General features: G+C 66.2%; 11 protein-coding genes. 5 read left to right on the forward strand and 6 right to left on the reverse strand.

Annotation, left to right across the window (positions count from 1 at the left end):
* Positions 1 to 36: 36 nt before the first annotated feature.
* The gene (locus QM590_RS09760; RefSeq protein ID WP_269594725.1) at positions 37 to 735 is read right to left on the reverse strand and encodes a FadR/GntR family transcriptional regulator; all 699 of its coding nucleotides are present in this window, start codon (positions 733 to 735) and stop codon (positions 37 to 39) included.
* Between the two features lie 194 nt (positions 736 to 929).
* Here QM590_RS09760 and QM590_RS09765 point away from each other — a divergent pair, with 194 nt between their 5' ends.
* From QM590_RS09765 to QM590_RS09785, 5 genes are all read left to right on the forward strand, one after another.
* The gene (locus QM590_RS09765) at positions 930 to 2300 is read left to right on the forward strand and encodes an SLC13 family permease (protein WP_269594724.1); all 1371 of its coding nucleotides are present in this window, start codon (positions 930 to 932) and stop codon (positions 2298 to 2300) included.
* A gap of 212 nt (positions 2301 to 2512) precedes the next feature.
* On the forward strand, positions 2513 to 3712 hold the full coding sequence (locus QM590_RS09770) for a CaiB/BaiF CoA transferase family protein (protein ID WP_094669687.1): 1200 nt from the start codon (positions 2513 to 2515) through the stop codon (positions 3710 to 3712).
* Entirely contained in the window at positions 3709 to 5211 is a 1503-nt protein-coding gene (locus QM590_RS09775) for a carboxyl transferase domain-containing protein (RefSeq protein ID WP_269594723.1), read from the forward strand. Before QM590_RS09770 ends, QM590_RS09775 begins: the two co-directional genes overlap by 4 nt.
* A gap of 94 nt (positions 5212 to 5305) precedes the next feature.
* The gene (locus QM590_RS09780) at positions 5306 to 6058 is read left to right on the forward strand and encodes an IclR family transcriptional regulator (RefSeq protein WP_068054358.1); all 753 of its coding nucleotides are present in this window, start codon (positions 5306 to 5308) and stop codon (positions 6056 to 6058) included.
* A gap of 67 nt (positions 6059 to 6125) precedes the next feature.
* Positions 6126 to 7301 carry a 4-hydroxybenzoate 3-monooxygenase gene (locus tag QM590_RS09785; RefSeq protein ID WP_269594722.1) on the forward strand — a complete coding sequence of 392 codons (1176 nt, stop codon included), beginning with the start codon at positions 6126 to 6128 and terminating at the stop codon, positions 7299 to 7301.
* A 77-nt stretch (positions 7302 to 7378) separates the two neighbouring features.
* Here QM590_RS09785 and QM590_RS09790 read toward each other — a convergent pair whose 3' ends face one another.
* The 5 genes from QM590_RS09790 to benB form a co-directional block, all read right to left on the reverse strand.
* Positions 7379 to 8626, reverse strand: a complete 1248-nt coding sequence (locus QM590_RS09790) for a benzoate/H(+) symporter BenE family transporter (protein ID WP_068054365.1) — start codon at positions 8624 to 8626, stop codon at positions 7379 to 7381.
* Positions 8623 to 9984, reverse strand: coding sequence for an MFS transporter (locus tag QM590_RS09795; RefSeq protein ID WP_269594721.1), 1362 nt, complete (start codon positions 9982 to 9984; stop codon positions 8623 to 8625). The genes QM590_RS09790 and QM590_RS09795 overlap by 4 nt, the downstream gene beginning before the upstream one ends.
* A gap of 151 nt (positions 9985 to 10135) precedes the next feature.
* Positions 10136 to 12826: a LuxR family transcriptional regulator gene (locus tag QM590_RS09800; RefSeq protein WP_269594720.1), complete on the reverse strand. Its 2691-nt coding sequence runs from the start codon at positions 12824 to 12826 to the stop codon at positions 10136 to 10138.
* 60 nt (positions 12827 to 12886) lie between these two features.
* Positions 12887 to 15601, reverse strand: coding sequence for a benzoate 1,2-dioxygenase electron transfer component BenC (gene benC, locus QM590_RS09805; RefSeq protein WP_411741323.1), 2715 nt, complete (start codon positions 15599 to 15601; stop codon positions 12887 to 12889).
* Positions 15591 to 16097, reverse strand: a complete 507-nt coding sequence (gene benB, locus QM590_RS09810; RefSeq protein WP_094638854.1) for a benzoate 1,2-dioxygenase small subunit — start codon at positions 16095 to 16097, stop codon at positions 15591 to 15593. Before benB ends, benC begins: the two co-directional genes overlap by 11 nt.

Genomic DNA, 16097 nt, shown 5'->3' on the forward strand with positions numbered 1-16097 from the left:
ACCAGGTAGTGCTCCCCGGGGACTGCTGCCGGAGTTCTAGCTGTCGACCGAACGCAGCAGTGCCACATCCGAGACGAGTCGGATGTGGTCGGCCATGGCCCGTCCTGCCTCGGCCGGATCCTGATTGCGCACGGCCTCGGCGATGCGGCGGTGGTGTTCCAGTGAGGTCTGTGGACGGTTCGACTGCGACAGCGATTCGATGCGTGTCTCGCGAATGAGACCGGCGATTTCCCCCATGAGCCTGGCGAGCAGCGGTGAGTGTGCCGCCTCGGTGATGGCGTGATGGAACAACTCGTCGCCGGAGTCTCCTCGATCGCCGTCGGTGATCTCGGTGGCCATGACGGACAGGGCGTGGTCGATCGCGGCCATTTCACTGTCGCTGCGACGCGTGGCAGCGAGTTCGGCGAGCTTGACCTCGAGTGCCTCGCGGGCCTCGATCACCTCGGGTAGCCGGTCTGCGTGCTCGCGTAGAGCACGAATTGCCATGTCTCCCACGGGCCGTCGTACGAGCACTGCGCCGTCGCCGTGCCGGACCGACAGGATGCCCTGTACTTCGAGGGCGACGAGGGCCTGGCTCAAGGATGCTCGACTGACCCCGAGGTGTCCGGCCAGTTCGCGCTCGGGCGGAAGTCGATCGCCAGGGTTCATCTCGCGGTCGGCGATGTGCTTGCACAGCTGTTCGACGATGACCTCGTACAGCCGTGGTCGGGTCACGGGGCGAATTTGCTCAGCCACTGTGTCACTCGCTCTCTGTTCCTCTGGACCTCCACCCTAGTCGCCGCCATGCACGTAACGGCGGACACATCGGGGGTTGACAAGTGATCCACTTCACTGGTTGAGTCCCTATTGACTCAGTGGCCAGTCCAATTAGCCACTGGAGATCCTGGGCAACCGCTCGGGTGACACCACAGACGGACCGGAGACCTTCGATGTCGACCGAGTTGATACCCATCCTTGCGCTCGTCGTCATGTTCCTCGCCGCAACCGTGTTCCCCGTGAACATGGGCGCGTTGGGGTTCGTGGCGGCGTTCTTCGTCGGAACACTTGCCGTGGGCATGGGTGCCGACGACATCATTGCCGGCTTCCCGAGCAGTCTCTTCCTCACGCTCGTCGGCATCACCTACCTGTTCGCCATCGCGCAGAACAACGGCACGGTCGACCTGCTGGTCCGCGGAGCCGTTCGACTCGTCGGAGGCCGGGTGGCACTCATTCCATGGGTGATGTTCGGCATCACCGGTGTCCTGACCTCGATCGGTGCGCTCGGACCGGCCGCGGTGGCCATCGTCGCCCCGATCGCCCTCGGATTCGCCGCGCGCTACAAGATCAACGCCCTGCTCATGGGCATGATGGTCATCCACGGCGCGCAGGCAGGCGGATTCTCGCCCATCAGCATCTACGGCGTCACGGTCAACAACATCGCCGCCGACGCGGGACTCGTCAACAGTCCGCTCACACTCTTCCTCGGCAGCCTGTTCTTCAACGCCGCGATCGGCGCGCTGCTGTTCATGTTCCTCGGTGGCCGCTCCCTCATCGGACGCAGCGTGCACGACGAGGACGGCACGCGTCCCGACGGTGACACCGGCGGAGTCGGCGGTTCGGGTTCGCGAACGGTCATGCGCGGCTTCGGCGCATCGACGCCTCGTCCGTCCGGTCAGACGGTCACGGTCGAGAACGCGCCACCCCTGGCCACCGCGGTCAAGGCAATCACCTTCGATCAGATTCTCACGCTCGTCGGCCTGGCCTCGCTGGCTCTGTTCGCCCTCGTGCTCGACCTCGACGTCGGATTCATCGCGATGACGGTGGCCGTGATCCTCGCTCTCGCATCGCCCAAGGCCCAGAAGGGCGCGATCAACCAGATCAGTTGGTCGACGGTGCTGCTCATCGGTGGCGTGCTCACGTTCGTCGGGGTGCTGCAGGAAGCCGGAACCGTCGAGTACGTCGGCGATTCGGTCGCCAGCATCGGCATCCCGCTTCTGGTGGCGCTGCTGCTCTGCTACATCGGTGCCATCGTCTCGGCCTTCGCGTCGTCCACCGCGATCCTCGGCGTCACCATCCCGCTGGCGGTTCCGTTCCTGCTCGCCGGTGAGGTGGGAGCCATCGGAGTCATCGTGGCTCTGTCCATCGCATCGACCATCGTCGACGTCAGTCCGTTCTCGACCAACGGAGCCCTGGTGCTCGCCAATGCCCAGGACATCGACCGCGACGTCTTCTACAAGCAGATCCTCAAGTACAGCGCACTGGTGGTGGTCATCGGCCCGCTGATCGCCTGGGCATTGCTGGTCGTACCCGGCTGGATGTAGCGGCACTGCAGCTCAGAACAGACGCTCGATGATGGCGGCACGTGTGTTCGACGTGCCGCCATCACGCGTCTGAGCTGGGCAAAGGCACATGCATCGTTACTTGACATCGCCGTGGTTCGCTGGTCCAATTGAATTGGCTAGGCCACTGGCCCAGTAATCCAATCGGACTTCGGGTCCGGCTCCCACCTCGCTTCGACGTAAGGATCAATTCGATGCCCCTCAACACGACAGGCAGAACCGGACCGCTCGAAGGCACCGTGGTGGTCGATCTGACCCGCGCCCTGGCCGGCCCGCATGCGGCGATGATGCTCGGCGATCTCGGCGCAGACATCATCAAGGTCGAGACCCCGAAGGGCGGCGACGACACCCGCGTCTGGGGTCCCCCCTTCGTCACCCCGCGCGATGCCGAGCGCGAGTCGACGTACTTCCTCTCGGCCAATCGCAACAAGCGGTCCATCGCGCTCGACCTCAAGACCGACGACGGCCGAGAAGCGTTGGAGCACATGATCGAACGGGCAGACGTGCTGCTCGAGAACTTCCGCACCGGCGTGCTCGACCGCCTCGGTTTCTCACCCGAGCGCATCGCCGAGATCAACCCGCGCACGGTCGTGCTGTCGATCAGCGGCTTCGGTCACGACGGCCCCGAGGGCGGCCGCTCCGGCTACGACCAGATCGCTCAGGGAGAGGCCGGGCTGATGTCGTTCACCGGCTCGGGTCCCGAGGACGTCCAGCGCGTCGGCGTTCCCATCGCGGATCTGCTGGCCGGAATGTACGGAGCCTTCGGGGTTCTCGCTGCACTGCGTGAACGCGATCGCACCGGCCGCGGCAAGGTCGTCCGTACCTCGCTGCTCGCCAGCGTCGTCGGAGTGCACGCCTTCCAGGGCACCAAGTGGACCGTCGCAGGCGAGGTCGGCGCGGCGCAGGGCAATCACCACCCGTCGATCTGCCCGTACGGCCTGTTCCCGACATCGGATGGCGCAGTGCAGATCTCGGTGGGCAGCGAGGGGCTGTGGCATCGGTTCTGCGAGGGCTTCGGCATCGACCCCGATCTCGAAGGCATGGCAACCAACCCGCAACGGGTGAACAGTCGCGACGACGTCATCGAACTGGTGTCCAAGATCTTCCGCACGTACGAGACCGAGCCGCTGCTGGCCCTTCTCGACGAGATCGGTGTTCCCGCAGGCAAAGTGCGCAACGTCCAGGAAGTCTACGAGTGGGAGCAGACCAAATCCCAGGGCCTGCTGGTGGACGTCGAACACGCGACGTTGGGCACGGTGACACTGCCGGGGCCGCCACTGCGGTTCTTCGAATCCGACGGCACCGAGGTCACCGAAACCAATCACCTGGCACCGCCGGTGCTCGGTGCCGACGACGAGCTCGTCCGCGACTGGCTGAAAGAGGCGACACGATGACCAGAATGACCGCCCTCGAACTCCTCGATCTGGTGATCGATCCCGGCAGCTTCGACTCCTGGGACACCCCGACGGCCGACTACGTCGTCGACGACGAGTACGCGGGCGAACTCGCGGCGGCACGTGAGAAGACCGGCCTGGACGAGTCCGTGCTCACCGGCTCCGCGACCATCCGCGGCCGCAAGGTGGCCATCCTGCTCGGCGAGTTCGCGTTCCTGGCCGGCTCGATCGGGGTCGCGGCGGGCGAGCGCCTGGTCAACGCCGTACACCGCTCGACCGACGAGCGGCTGCCGCTGCTGGCGCTGCCGACGTCCGGCGGAACCCGAATGCAGGAGGGCACGGTCGCGTTCTTGCAGATGGTCAAGATCACCGCCGCGATCACCGCGCACAAGGCGGCGAACCTGCCGTACATCGTCTACCTGCGGCACCCCACCACCGGCGGAGTGTTCGCGTCCTGGGGATCGCTCGGTCATGTCACCGTCGCCGAGCCCGGTGCTCTCGTCGGATTCCTCGGCCCCCGCGTGTACGAGGCGCTCTACGACGCGAAGTTCCCCACCGGTGTGCAGACGTCGGAGAACCTCCAGGCCCACGGGCTCATCGACGCCATCCGTCCGCCTGAGCAACTCGGCGAGATCGTCGATCGCGCACTGCGGATCATGACCGACATCCCGTCCTACCGCCCGCGCACCGTCGGGGCCCTCGAATGGAAGATCGAGGACGTGCCCGCGTGGACGTCCATTCTGGCCTCGCGCAGGGCCGATCGCCCCGGGGTCCGTGAGCTGCTGTTCAGTACCGCGGCAGATGTGCTGCCGCTCAACGGAACCGGTCAGGGTGAGTGGGATCCGGGTCTGATTCTTGCCCTCGTCCGGTTCGGCGACATGCCCTGTGTCCTGCTCGGGCAGGACCGACGCGGTCAGACGACGAAAACGCCGCTCGGTCCCGCAGCGCTTCGCGAGGCTCGACGCGGTATGCGTCTGGCCCAGGATCTGAAGCTTCCGCTCGTCACCGTCATCGACACGGCGGGTGCCGCACTGTCGAAGGAGGCGGAGGAAGGTGGCCTGGCCGGCGAGATCGCACGGTGCATCGCAGACATGGTCGACCTCGAAAACCCCACTCTGTCATTGCTGTTGGGGCAGGGGACCGGTGGCGGCGCACTCGCTCTGGTACCTGCGGACCGCGTTCTCGCCGCACAGCACGCGTGGCTTTCGCCGCTGCCGCCCGAGGGGGCGTCGGCCATCGTGCACCGCGACACCGCCCATGCCGCGGAGATGGCGACGAAGCAGGGAGTGCGCTCGCTCGATCTCTTCAGGGCAGGCGTTGTCGACATCATCATTCCCGAATTGCCCGACGCGGCAGACGAATCGCAGCAGTTCTGCGACCGGGTGGGTGCGGTACTGCACCGCGAGCTCGCCGAACTGATTGCTCAGGACCCATCGATGCGGATGATCGCCCGCGAGAAGCGATTCAACAGAATCGGCTTCGCGGCGGCCGCGGTGTAATTCCCGCCGAACTCGAAGTTATGGACGGTTTGCGGCCGAAATGTATCCATAACTTCGAGTTCGGCGGGTGGTCGGGGAGGCTATCGTCGTCCGGGTGGCGGGCAATGCGCGGGATCCAGGGGTGTCGGTGGCCTCGCGGCTGCTCGCGCTCCTGGCTGTGTTCGACGAGAAGACCCCTGCACTGACGCTGTCCGAACTGGCCGACGGCGCAGGCCTGCCCATCGCCACCGCGCATCGGATGGTGCGTGAACTGGTCGATTGGGGCGCGCTCGTTCGCGGCGAGGACGGCCGCTACGTGGTGGGGCGTCGACTGTGGAAGTTGGGATTGCTGGCACCGGATCAAGCCGACCTGCGAGAGATCGCCTCACCGTTTCTGCACGACATCTACGGCGCGACACTCGCCACGGTGCATCTGGCCATTCGCGACGGCGACGAGGTGCTCTATCTCGACCGGCTTGCCGGACACGCGTCGGTACCTGCGGTCAGCCGGGTCGGAGCACGCCTGCCCCTGTATGCGACCGGAGTCGGCAAGGTGTTGTTGGCCTACGCCCCGCGTGAGGTGCACGATCGTGTGCTGAGGAACCTGACCCGCATCACCGCGTACACGGTGACTCATCCGGGGAAGTTGGACAGCGAACTACGCCGAGTGCATCGCGAGGGGTATGCGCAGACGGTCGAGGAGATGACGCTGGGGGCGTGTTCGGTGGCCGTACCGGTCCGCGGCGAGGGCGAACGAGTGGTGGCGGCGTTGGGCATCGTGGTTCCGAGCATCGGACGAGATCGAGCCAGACTGGTTGCCGCTCTGCAGGTTGCCGCCCGAGGAATCGAGCGAAGTCTGCGGGGATGAGATCGGCGTTTTCGCTGAGTGGAAACACGGTCTTGTTCGCGGCCCCGATGCGCGGTGTACTCGATGCATGCGTACACAGGTCGCCATCATCGGTGCAGGGCCCGCGGGTCTGCTGCTGTCCCACCTGCTCGGGGAGCAGGGAATCGACTCCGTTCTGATCGAGTCACGCACGCAGGAGTACGTGCTCTCGCGCATTCGCGCCGGCATTCTCGAACACTCGACGGTTCAGCTGCTCGACGACCACGGACTGGGGGAGCGGCTGCATCGCGAAGGCCACGAGCATCGCGGAATCTATCTGCAGTGGCCGGAAGAGCGGCACCACATCGACTTTCGCGACCTGGCGGACCGAAGCGTGTGGGTGTACGGGCAGACCGAGGTGACCAAGGATCTCGTCGCAGCCCGGGAGAAGGCAGGCCAGCAGATCTTCTACGACGTCTCCGATACCGCGTTGCACGACGTCGAGTCCGACTCCCCGTACGTCACGTTCACCGACGCCTCGGGTACTCCGATGCGGATCGACGCGAATGTCGTTGCCGGGTGCGACGGTTCGTTCGGTCCGAGCCGCGCTGCGATGCCGGACTCGGTGCGCAACACCTGGGAGCGAACGTATCCGTTCTCCTGGCTCGGGGTGCTGGCTGACGTCGCGCCCTCGACCGACGAGCTCATCTATGCCTGGCATCAGGACGGATTCGCGATGCACTCCATGCGATCGTCGACGGTCAGTCGGCTGTATCTGCAGGTGCCGAACGGGACCGACATCGCCACCTGGTCCGACGACCGAATCTGGGATGCGTTGGCACGCAGGCTCGGTCACGGGCAGAACGGCTGGGAGCTCACTCCTGGACCGATCACCGAGAAAAGCGTCTTACCGATGCGCAGCTACGTGCAGACGCCGATGCGACACGGCAACCTCTTTCTGGCCGGCGACGCCGCGCACATCGTGCCGCCGACCGGAGCGAAGGGCCTCAACCTCGCAGTGGCCGACGTCGCCCTGCTGGCACCGGCACTGACGTCACTGCTGGGCAAGAACGATTGCCGCGCCGCCGATGCCTACAGTGACGACGCACTCCGACGCGTCTGGCGCTGCACGCACTTCTCCTGGTGGATGACGACGATGCTGCACACCGGCGACGACCCGTTCGATGCGCAGTTGCAGCTCTCGCAGTTGAAATGGGTTGCTTCCAGCGAGGCCGGAGCAACGGGACTGGCGGAGAACTACGCCGGTCTGCCGATCGGATTCTGACCCTCGAACTCTGCCGAACTCGAAGTTGTGGACGGAATATGCCCGGAATCCATCCATAACGTCGAGTTCGGCGGGAACTACCGTCGACGATCCAACACGTAGGTCACCGCCACACCGGCGACCAGTCCCCAGAACGGAGCCCCCAGGCCCGCGACGTCGGTTCCCGAGACGGTGACCAGCAGGGTGATCAGCGGCGCGAGTACGGGACGGCCGGTCGAATCGGAGAATGCGGCGGTGAAGGCTCCGCGCAGTGCCTCGAGCATGGCCAGACCGGCGAGGGCGGCGATGAACGTCGCGGGCACCACGGCCAGTCCGCGCACCAACACCGGTGCCAGTACGCCCACGACGATAGCCAGTGCGCCGCAGGTCATTCCGGCGATGTACTGCCGCGACCGTTCACCCACAGCGACGAGCAGTGCGTTGGTCGGACCGGCGAGACACGTCGACACTGCACCCAGCGGTGCGACGAGAAGCGACCACACCCCGCACGCGATGGTGACAGCGGTCATCGGAGGCCGATGGCCCGCGGAGCTCAGGACGGCAGCGCCCTGACCGTTCTGCACCGCGACCACGGTGATGGCGAGCGGTATCACCAACTGCGCCATTGCTGCCCCACTGAACGACGGCGCAACGAGTTCGGGCAGACCGATCAGAGGTAGCTCGGCCGCGGGGCCGGTCAGTGGGGTGTATCCGCCGGTGACCGCCAGCGCAGCGAGACCGGCCACCAATGCCGCCAGCACCGGAGGTATGCGCCTCGACCAGACATCGGATCGTGTCAGGGCCAACCACGCCACGACCATGGTGCCCGCGACCAGTACGTTCGACGAAACGGACTGCACCAGTCCGGTTCCGAACGACAGGAACGCGCCGGCCACCATCGCCATCACCACACTGTGCGGCAGAAAGGCCATCAGCTTCGCGACGACACCGGTGGCACCGAGCACGATGATGAGAACCCCGGTCGCGAGATAAGCCCCGACGACTTCGGGCCAGGTCAGCGACGCCAGCGACTGACCGACCAGAACAGTGCCCGGAATGGTCCAGAAAAAGCTCAGCGGCATTCGGTAGACCCAGCTCGCCACCAGGGTGAGAATGCCGTTGAGCACGAACACTCCGAACACCCACGACGCCGTCTGCGCGGCGGTGAGCGAGCCTGCTGCCGCGGCACCCATGATCACCGCAACGGGCCCGGTCGCGCTGAACAGCACGCCGGTCGCCCCTGCACCGACGTACAGCCCGCCGAAGTCCGCGCGCAGAGCACGCAGATTCGGCGGGCGACGTTCCGGTAGGTCGCTCGAGGTCGGCCTCTGGAAAATATCTGTCATTCAGCCACTTTCACCGGTTCTTCGATTGCTGGATCGGATCGACGCAGTGCCCGAACCGCAGGGACGGCTGTGGTGACGAGAGCTCCGAGCAGGGCAACGACGGCGAAGATGTAGAACGCCTGCGAGGACGCGATTCCCGCACCGAGCAGGATACCGCCGAGCAGTGGTCCGAGAATGCCGCCGAGGCGTCCGAAACCGGCGCACCATGCGACGCCCGCCGCCCTGGCAGTGGTGGGGTAGTAATTCGAGACGAAGCCGTAGATCAGCACCTGGGTGCCGATAGCGCCGATGCCGGCACCGGCCACGGCGACGAGCAGTACGCCGAGCGGGAAGTTCAACGTCAGCAACACCAACGACAGTGCGGCGAGGCAGAAGGTGGCGGCGATGACGCGCTGTGGTCCGGTCCGATCGGCGACGCGAGAGGCGATCAATCCGCCGATGATGGCACCACCGTTGAGCACCAACAGGAATGACAGTGACCCCTTGGCGTTGTATCCGGCCTCGGACATGATCTGCGGGAGCCAAGTATTGAGTCCGTAGGTCAGCAGCAGGCCGGAGAAGCTCATCAACCCGAGGAGTGCCGTCGGGCGCAGCAGTGGTTTGCGGGCGAGCGCGGCGAATCCGACGCGATCGCCGGCGACGGCGGGCTCGGCCTCGGGCATCGGGATTCCGGTCTTCGCACAGATCTGCTGGGCATCGGCGACGCGTCCGTGCGCGAGCAACCACCGCGGTGATTCCGGCATACGGAGCACCGCGAGGGGCAGCAGGATGACCAGCGGCAGTGCTCCGATCCAGAACAGTCCGCGCCAGCCGATGCTGTCCTGCAGAGCGATTGCGGCCAGAGAAGCCACAACGCCGCCGGCGGGGATACCGCTGTAGACGATGGCGTTGAACAGATTTCGACGGCCTGCCGGTGCGAACTCGGCGATCATCGCGCCGACCGTGGCGACGAGTCCGCCGACTCCGATTCCGGTGACGAATCGAAGGATTCCGAAAGCGGTGATGTTCTGGGCCAGTGCGGTGGCCCCCATCCCGACCGAGAACCACACGATGCACGTCAGCATCGTGCGCCGACGCCCGATGCGATCGCCGAAGGCTCCGGCCGTCAATGCACCCACCATGACTCCGATGAGAGCGTACGAACCGAGGGCACCGGCCTGCTCGGGGCTGAGAGCACCCAGTTGGGTCGAGTCGGCCAGCAGTGTCGGCAGGACGGTTCCGTACACGACGAGGTCGTATCCGTCGAAAACGATTGCTGCGGTGGAGAGTGCGACGATCCAGATCACGCTACGTCGGTGACGGTCGCTGGCCCAGCCGGCGGCTGCGCTGCGGGGCGTCGGAATTGTCGGTGAGGTCATCGACTGTCCTTCGGTAGAGGGCCCGTCGTGGCGGGCGAATGCGGCACCCGGTCGGTGCAGTACGGCAAGTGTGTCGCACTGTGCCCTGGGTCACACCGGGTAAATGCCTAGGATCGACCCAGGGTTCGTGCCGAAAAGCGCTGTTGCACAATCATGGTGGCGTGCTCTCGGATGCGCGGGCCGCGGCGAGTTCGGAACGGGATCGAACGCCGAGCTTGGCATAGACACGCGTGAGGTGGAATTGCACGGTCTTGACCGACAGGAACAGTTCCGCGGCCACTTCTCGATTGGTCAGACCCGTTGCGACAAGGCTGGATACCGCGTCCTCCTGTGGCGTCAGCGCGTTGTGCGGCCTGTCCTTGAGGATCGCGTGCACTCCACCCGCCTTCAGCTCGCGATCGCACCGCCGGACGTACGTCGTAGCGCCGAGGGAGAGGTAGTCGTCACGGGCTGCGGTGACCACCACGTCGGCTTCGCGTCGCTTCCCTGCCCGCCGCAACGTCTGGCCGTACGCGTAGTTCACGCGGGCGCGGTCGTACACCAGGGGCAGTGGCATGAGCGAATCCAATGCATTCTCGAAAGATGCTCGCGCAGAATCCATGTCGCCGGTTGCGCCGTGCCATCTACCGCGCGCACACGCGAGCCGGGCATGTGCCGATCGGTGGCCGCGCTCTGCCACCCGGGCTTCGTGGGGAGTGAGGAAGGCATCGGCTTCGTCGAGCCTGCCCTCCACGATCAGCGCGTTGGCGTACACGTCCGGCCAGGCCCAGAAGCCCGGCTCGGAGACGTCGGCGTGTGCCCACTGCTGTGTCAGCGGACTCAGGGCGCGCAGGACACCGGCATAGTCGGCCCGAGCCTCGGAGATCGCTGCGCGGCCCAGAGCGGTGGGGACGCGCATGATCTCGTAATCTCGAGCGCCGGATTCACCTCGTCGTGAACTCGCCGCGGCGGCATCCCAGTCACCCCGAAGCGCGTGGATCTGCATAGCGGTCCACTGCAGGAGCGGGACGATGAGGGCGGCACCGGAACTGTCGGCCAGGTCGGAGGCGCGTCCGACTATCCGCAGCGCCGCGTCCCATTCTCCGGTGACGAAATACGTGCGGGCCAACCAGGCATTGGCCCACAGTGCGATTCGGGTGGAGCCGCCGAGGAAGTCCGTCGGTGCCGCGGCTTCCAGTTCGGACCTCGCCAGCTCCACCGAGTCGGTGGCCAGGTGCAGCCAGCCGGCACCCATTTGCACTCGCTGTCCCACGGCTCCGGTACCGGCCTGTCCCCACAGATCCTCGTAGCTGGCCAATGCTTCTGCGACGCGGCCGGTTCCGGCCAGACCGAGCCCCCGGATGGCCTGTGCTTCGACGGCAGTCGGATGGTCCGAGCCGACGAGTTCGACGGCGCGGTCGGCCCAGTACACCAGTGCGCCGCCGTCGCATCGGGCGAGATTGTGCAGCACCTGGCGATGACAGATGACGGCGGCGACGTCGCGATCGTGGCGGGTTCGGACAAGCTGCCACGCCCGTGTCAATCGGGCGTCGGCCTCCTGCGGGCGGCCCCGCAGAATGGCGAGATAGCCGAGAACGGCGTTGCGGCTCGGTGTTTCGTGCAGACTCTCGATCTCGGCGATGTAGTCCGATGCTCCGCGAACGTCACCGGCACCGATGAGGGCGTCGACGCCGCGCACGAGTCGATCCTCGCGTAGGCCTGCGTCGCCGGACGCTCGGCTCGAGAGCATGAAGAGCCTGGCAGCGGTAGCCCATTCTCCGGTCCGCGCGCGTTCTGCGGCAAGTGATTCGAGCTCGTCGGCCATGTGTGGCTCGGGTAGGAGCGCCGCCTCGGCGCGGTGCGCAAGCCGATCGGCCGGGTCGGCTTCGGCGGACGCCGCGGCTCTGTGGACGTCGGCGACGCCGGTTCTGCTCATGGTGGCCAGTACGGCTGCGCGAATCATGCCGTCCGGGCACTCGAGCAGGGTGATACCCGATCGACGACGCACGAGAACAAGGCCCAATGCCTCCGCCAGATCGAGTGCAGCACTGGGATCGTCGATCTCTGCTACCTCGCACACCGTCGAGACCGGTCGAGCACCATCGAGCACGGCCACGGCCTGCACCAACCGAACTGTGTCCGCCGAACTCTCGCTCAGTGCCGCTCGCACCGATGCCTGCACGTACTCGGGTGCGGGTAGTTCGGGCCGCACGCCCGTCCACATGTGGCCGGGCAGTTCGGACAGCAGCGCCGACACCTGTTTCGGGCGTCCACCCGTGTGCGCGGTCAGGTGCGCGGCCGACGACGGTGAGAGGATGACGCGGCGCAGCGCAGCGAGTTCTGCGACGTTGTCGCTTCCCAGCGGCTCGACGACGAACCGGGTATCGGCTGCGCGATCGAGTATCTCGTGCGATTCGATGCTCCCCGCGGGCAGAATTCGACGGATGCACACCACGGCGATCTTCGAGTCGCGGTGGCGTCGGACGGTAGAGGCAAGTACGCGAAGCGAATCTGCGTCGGCGTCCTGAGCGTCGTCGATCAACACTGCGGTCACCGAGGGGCCGTTGCTGCCTGCGATTCGCTCCGGCAGCGTCCGGCCGTCGGCGACGTCGATCTCGGGAAAGCACTGATGCGCGATCTCCCACGGCCTGCTCGTCTCCCACGGTACGGCGGACACCTGCCGGACGCGCGGGCGAGGCTCGGCCGCGTCGAGGCGGGCAGCCAGCTCTCGCAGCACCGCGGTCTTGCCGACACCTGCCGCGCCGTCCACGACGACGAACCTCGATCGGGCGTCAGCGTTCTGCACCTCGTCCACCAGCGCATCGAGCAGCTCGCCACGGGCAACGAGCGGCGCGGGGGACATGAGCTCACCGTAGCGGTGACGTGCGGGTACGTCCGGCAATCGAACCGACATCGCGCACACTCAGCCCGGGTCGCCGCCGGCGACGGGGAGCACCGTACCGGTGATGTACGACGCCTCGTCGGAGGCCAGGAAGCAGATCGCCGCGGCCTGCTCGTCCAGTGTCCCGTAGCGCTTGAGCAGGGACGAGTCGACGGTCTGATCGACGATGGCCTGGTACCACTGCTGTTCCTGATCGGTGCTCGGCGCAGGTCCGCGAGCGACTCGGCGCGGCGGTGCCTCGGTCCCTCCGGGCGCGGTCGCGACCACCCTGACCCCGTGCGGAGCCGCCTCCAGTGCGAGTGCCGAGGTGATGGCGTTGACTCCACCCTTGGCCGCGGCGTAGGGAACTCGGTGCACTCCGCGGGTCGCGACCGAGGAGACGTTGACGATGGTTCCGGTGCCTTTCGAGATCATGTGCGGGATCACCGCGCGACACGACCAGAGTGTGGGGAACAGCGAGCGCGAGATCTCCTTCTCGACCTGTTCCGGTGGGTACTCCGCGAACGGCTTGGCCCAGATGGTCCCGCCCACCACATGGATCGACACGTCCACTCGTCCGTGCGCTGCCAGCGCCGCGTCCACGGCGCTCGACGCACCGGCCCACGTTTCGAGATCGGCCAGCACACTGGATGATTCGGTGCCGTCGCGGCCGAGCTCGGCGCTCAGTTCCTCGACGAGTTCGGAGCGATCGGCCAGCATCAGGGTGCCGCCCTCCGCGGCGATCCTGCGTGCGACGCACTCTCCGATGCCTTGCGCCGCACCGGTGATCAGGACGACCTTCCCGGCGAACCGGCCCGGGCTGACGAATCTGGGTCGCTTGCTCGCGGCCGAGTCGTGCATGGCACGCTTCATCGTGGTCTTGGAGCGGTCGGCATGGTCGGCGATCAAGGTGCGAGCGCGTTCTCGGTCGCCTGCCTCGAAAGCGTCGACGATGTCGAGATGATCCTGGGCGCACAACGGGTCACACCATGTCGCGTTGCGGAGCACGTCCTCCATCGCAGCTTCGACCCCGAGGGCCCGATATGCTTGCAGCAGATGCTCGTTGCGTGTCTGGGTGAACAGGTAGTCGTGGAAGGCGGCGTTGGTTTCGGTGTACGCGGCGGCGTCGACGAAGCGATCGCCGTCCACGTAGCGGGTGGTGGCCTCCGCGAGCAATCGGTAGCCCGCGATCTGCTGGGAGCTGAGCCTGCCGATGACCAACTCCAGTGCGCCGAGTTCGAGTGCGCGTCGGGCCTCGAACACCGCATCGGATTCGTGCACCGAAGGATGTTCCTCGCCGATCTCGTAGTCGACGGTGGCTGCGGCAGGCTCGACCCGGTCGAACAACGGCTCGATATCTCGGTCCGGCCATATGCGTTGACCGGCGACCGACTGGGCATCGGGTGTGACGGCGAGACCGTCCGAGGCCTCGTCGAGTGGGTCGGCGCTTCCGGTGCCGTGGGAGACGATGCGCTGCCGGGCGATCGAGGTGATGGCGAGGGCTTCGTCGCTCGCCGAGATCGCAGTGCCGGCGCGGAGGGGATTCTCGTCGCGAGCATCGAAGAGCGTTCGGCCGCAGACGGATCGAGCGTCGGTGGTAGGCCGGTCCTCGGTGACGAGGTCTTGCGCTTCGGCACCCGTCGCGGGAACCCGTTCGACCGCAACGGGCGTGGAGTCCGCAGCAATCGGCTCCTCGACGGGATCAGGACGCTCGACGGCCGGGGCAGACGGCGCGAACTTCTCGTAGTAGAAGCCGGTCGGTTCGATTCCCGACTCGGCGAAGTGCGCACGCACGGCCTCCACCATCGGCGGAGGACCGCACAGGTAGACGGCAACATCGCCGTCGTACAGGTGCTCCTCCCTCAGCAGCGACGTGACGTAGCCCTTGTTCGCGGCCGTGCTGTTCGGATCCGACACACAGTGATCGAAAGTGAACGCATCGAGTTGCGAGGCGAGTGCGGCCAGCTCGTCGAGGAGCACGACGTCCTCGTCGGTGCTGACGCCGTAAACCAGATGCACGGGACGCGAGGATGATTCGGCCGCCAAGGTGCGCAGAATCGACAGGATGGGAGCCAAGCCGGTTCCGCCGGCCAACAGCAGCGCGGGCCGTTGCGCTTCCCGAAGGAAGAAGCTGCCGTGCGGCCCGGTGAACGAGATCTTGTCCCCGACGGCTGCGGCGTCGGCCAGGTAGGTCGACATCGAACCGTCGGGGGTCAGCTTCACCAGGAACTCGAGCTCGTCGGACCCGGACACGCAGCTGAACGAGTACGACCGGGTCTGCTCCGACCCGGGCACGGTGATGTTGACGTACTGGCCCGGTAGGAAGGTGAGTTCGTCGCCCTGCGGTGCCTCGACGGCGAGGCGGACCGTCGTCGGTGAGAGTCGATCGACTGCGGTGACCACGGTTTCGTGCGTCGCCGCTCGGGTTTTCGCAACCGCGGAGGTGCTGGCGATCTGGAGTACGAGGTCGGACTTCGGAGTCATGCTGCACGGCAGGCAGTAGCCCTGCTCCGATTCGCCGGCGCTGAGCGCGTCGTCGAGGTACGTGCCGCCGTCGAAGTCGCCGGATTCGCACAGTGCCTTGCAGGTTCCGCACGCCCCGTCCCGGCAGTCGAGGGGGATGTTGATTCGCGACCGATAGGCGGCGTCGGCGACGGTCTGGCCGTCGGAACAGGTGATGAATCGGGTGACGCCGTCCTCGAAGGACAGTGCGACGGAATGGCTCACGAGGGGTCTCCTTTCCTGATCAGAAGTGATAGATGTCGACGACGTGGTGGATGTAGTCGTTCTTGAGCACCACGGTCTTGCGGCGGATCAACGGTGATTCGCCCGAGAAGTCGATGGTGTAGAAGGACGTCCCGTAGTACGGATCGATCGTCTTGTATCGGAAGTACATCGTGTGCCAGTTGAAACGCACATCGACCAGGTCGCCTCGGCGTTCGATCACCTCGACGTTGCTGATGTTGTGACTCGTGCGCGGCTCGGGAATCGAGGTGGCACTGGAGCGCTCGGTGCGGATGCGGAACACGCGGTCCTCGAGGCCACCCTTGTTCTCGTAGTAGATCAGCGAGATGTCGGTCTGCGGATCCTCGGTGAGCAGATCGTCGTCGCCCCAGCAGGGCATCCAGTACTCGACGTCGTCGGCGTAGCAGGTGAGCCAGAGTTCGAACTCCCGGTCGTCGAGGTATCGGGCCTCGCGGTAGAGGAACTGCTCGATCGCGCTCTGCGTGATGCGAGTTTCGGTGGAGGTCAT

Origin of the sequence: Rhodococcus sp. IEGM 1372 (genome assembly GCF_030056835.1) — a bacterium.
GTDB lineage: Bacteria > Actinomycetota > Actinomycetes > Mycobacteriales > Mycobacteriaceae > Rhodococcoides.

Excerpts from the sequence above, each read along its gene's own strand:
- QM590_RS09765 (WP_269594724.1), top strand. The coding sequence starts at position 930 with ATGTCGACCGAGTTGATACCCATCCTTGCGCTCGTCGTCATGTTCCTC.
- QM590_RS09770 (WP_094669687.1), top strand. The coding sequence starts at position 2,513 with ATGCCCCTCAACACGACAGGCAGAACCGGACCGCTCGAAGGCACCGTG.
- QM590_RS09775 (WP_269594723.1), top strand. The coding sequence starts at position 3,709 with ATGACCAGAATGACCGCCCTCGAACTCCTCGATCTGGTGATCGATCCC.
- QM590_RS09785 (WP_269594722.1), top strand. The coding sequence starts at position 6,126 with ATGCGTACACAGGTCGCCATCATCGGTGCAGGGCCCGCGGGTCTGCTG.
- QM590_RS09790 (WP_068054365.1), bottom strand. The coding sequence starts at position 8,626 with ATGACAGATATTTTCCAGAGGCCGACCTCGAGCGACCTACCGGAACGT.
- QM590_RS09795 (WP_269594721.1), bottom strand. The coding sequence starts at position 9,984 with ATGACCTCACCGACAATTCCGACGCCCCGCAGCGCAGCCGCCGGCTGG.
- QM590_RS09800 (WP_269594720.1), bottom strand. The coding sequence starts at position 12,826 with ATGTCCCCCGCGCCGCTCGTTGCCCGTGGCGAGCTGCTCGATGCGCTG.
- benB (WP_094638854.1), bottom strand. The coding sequence starts at position 16,097 with ATGACCTCCACCGAAACTCGCATCACGCAGAGCGCGATCGAGCAGTTC.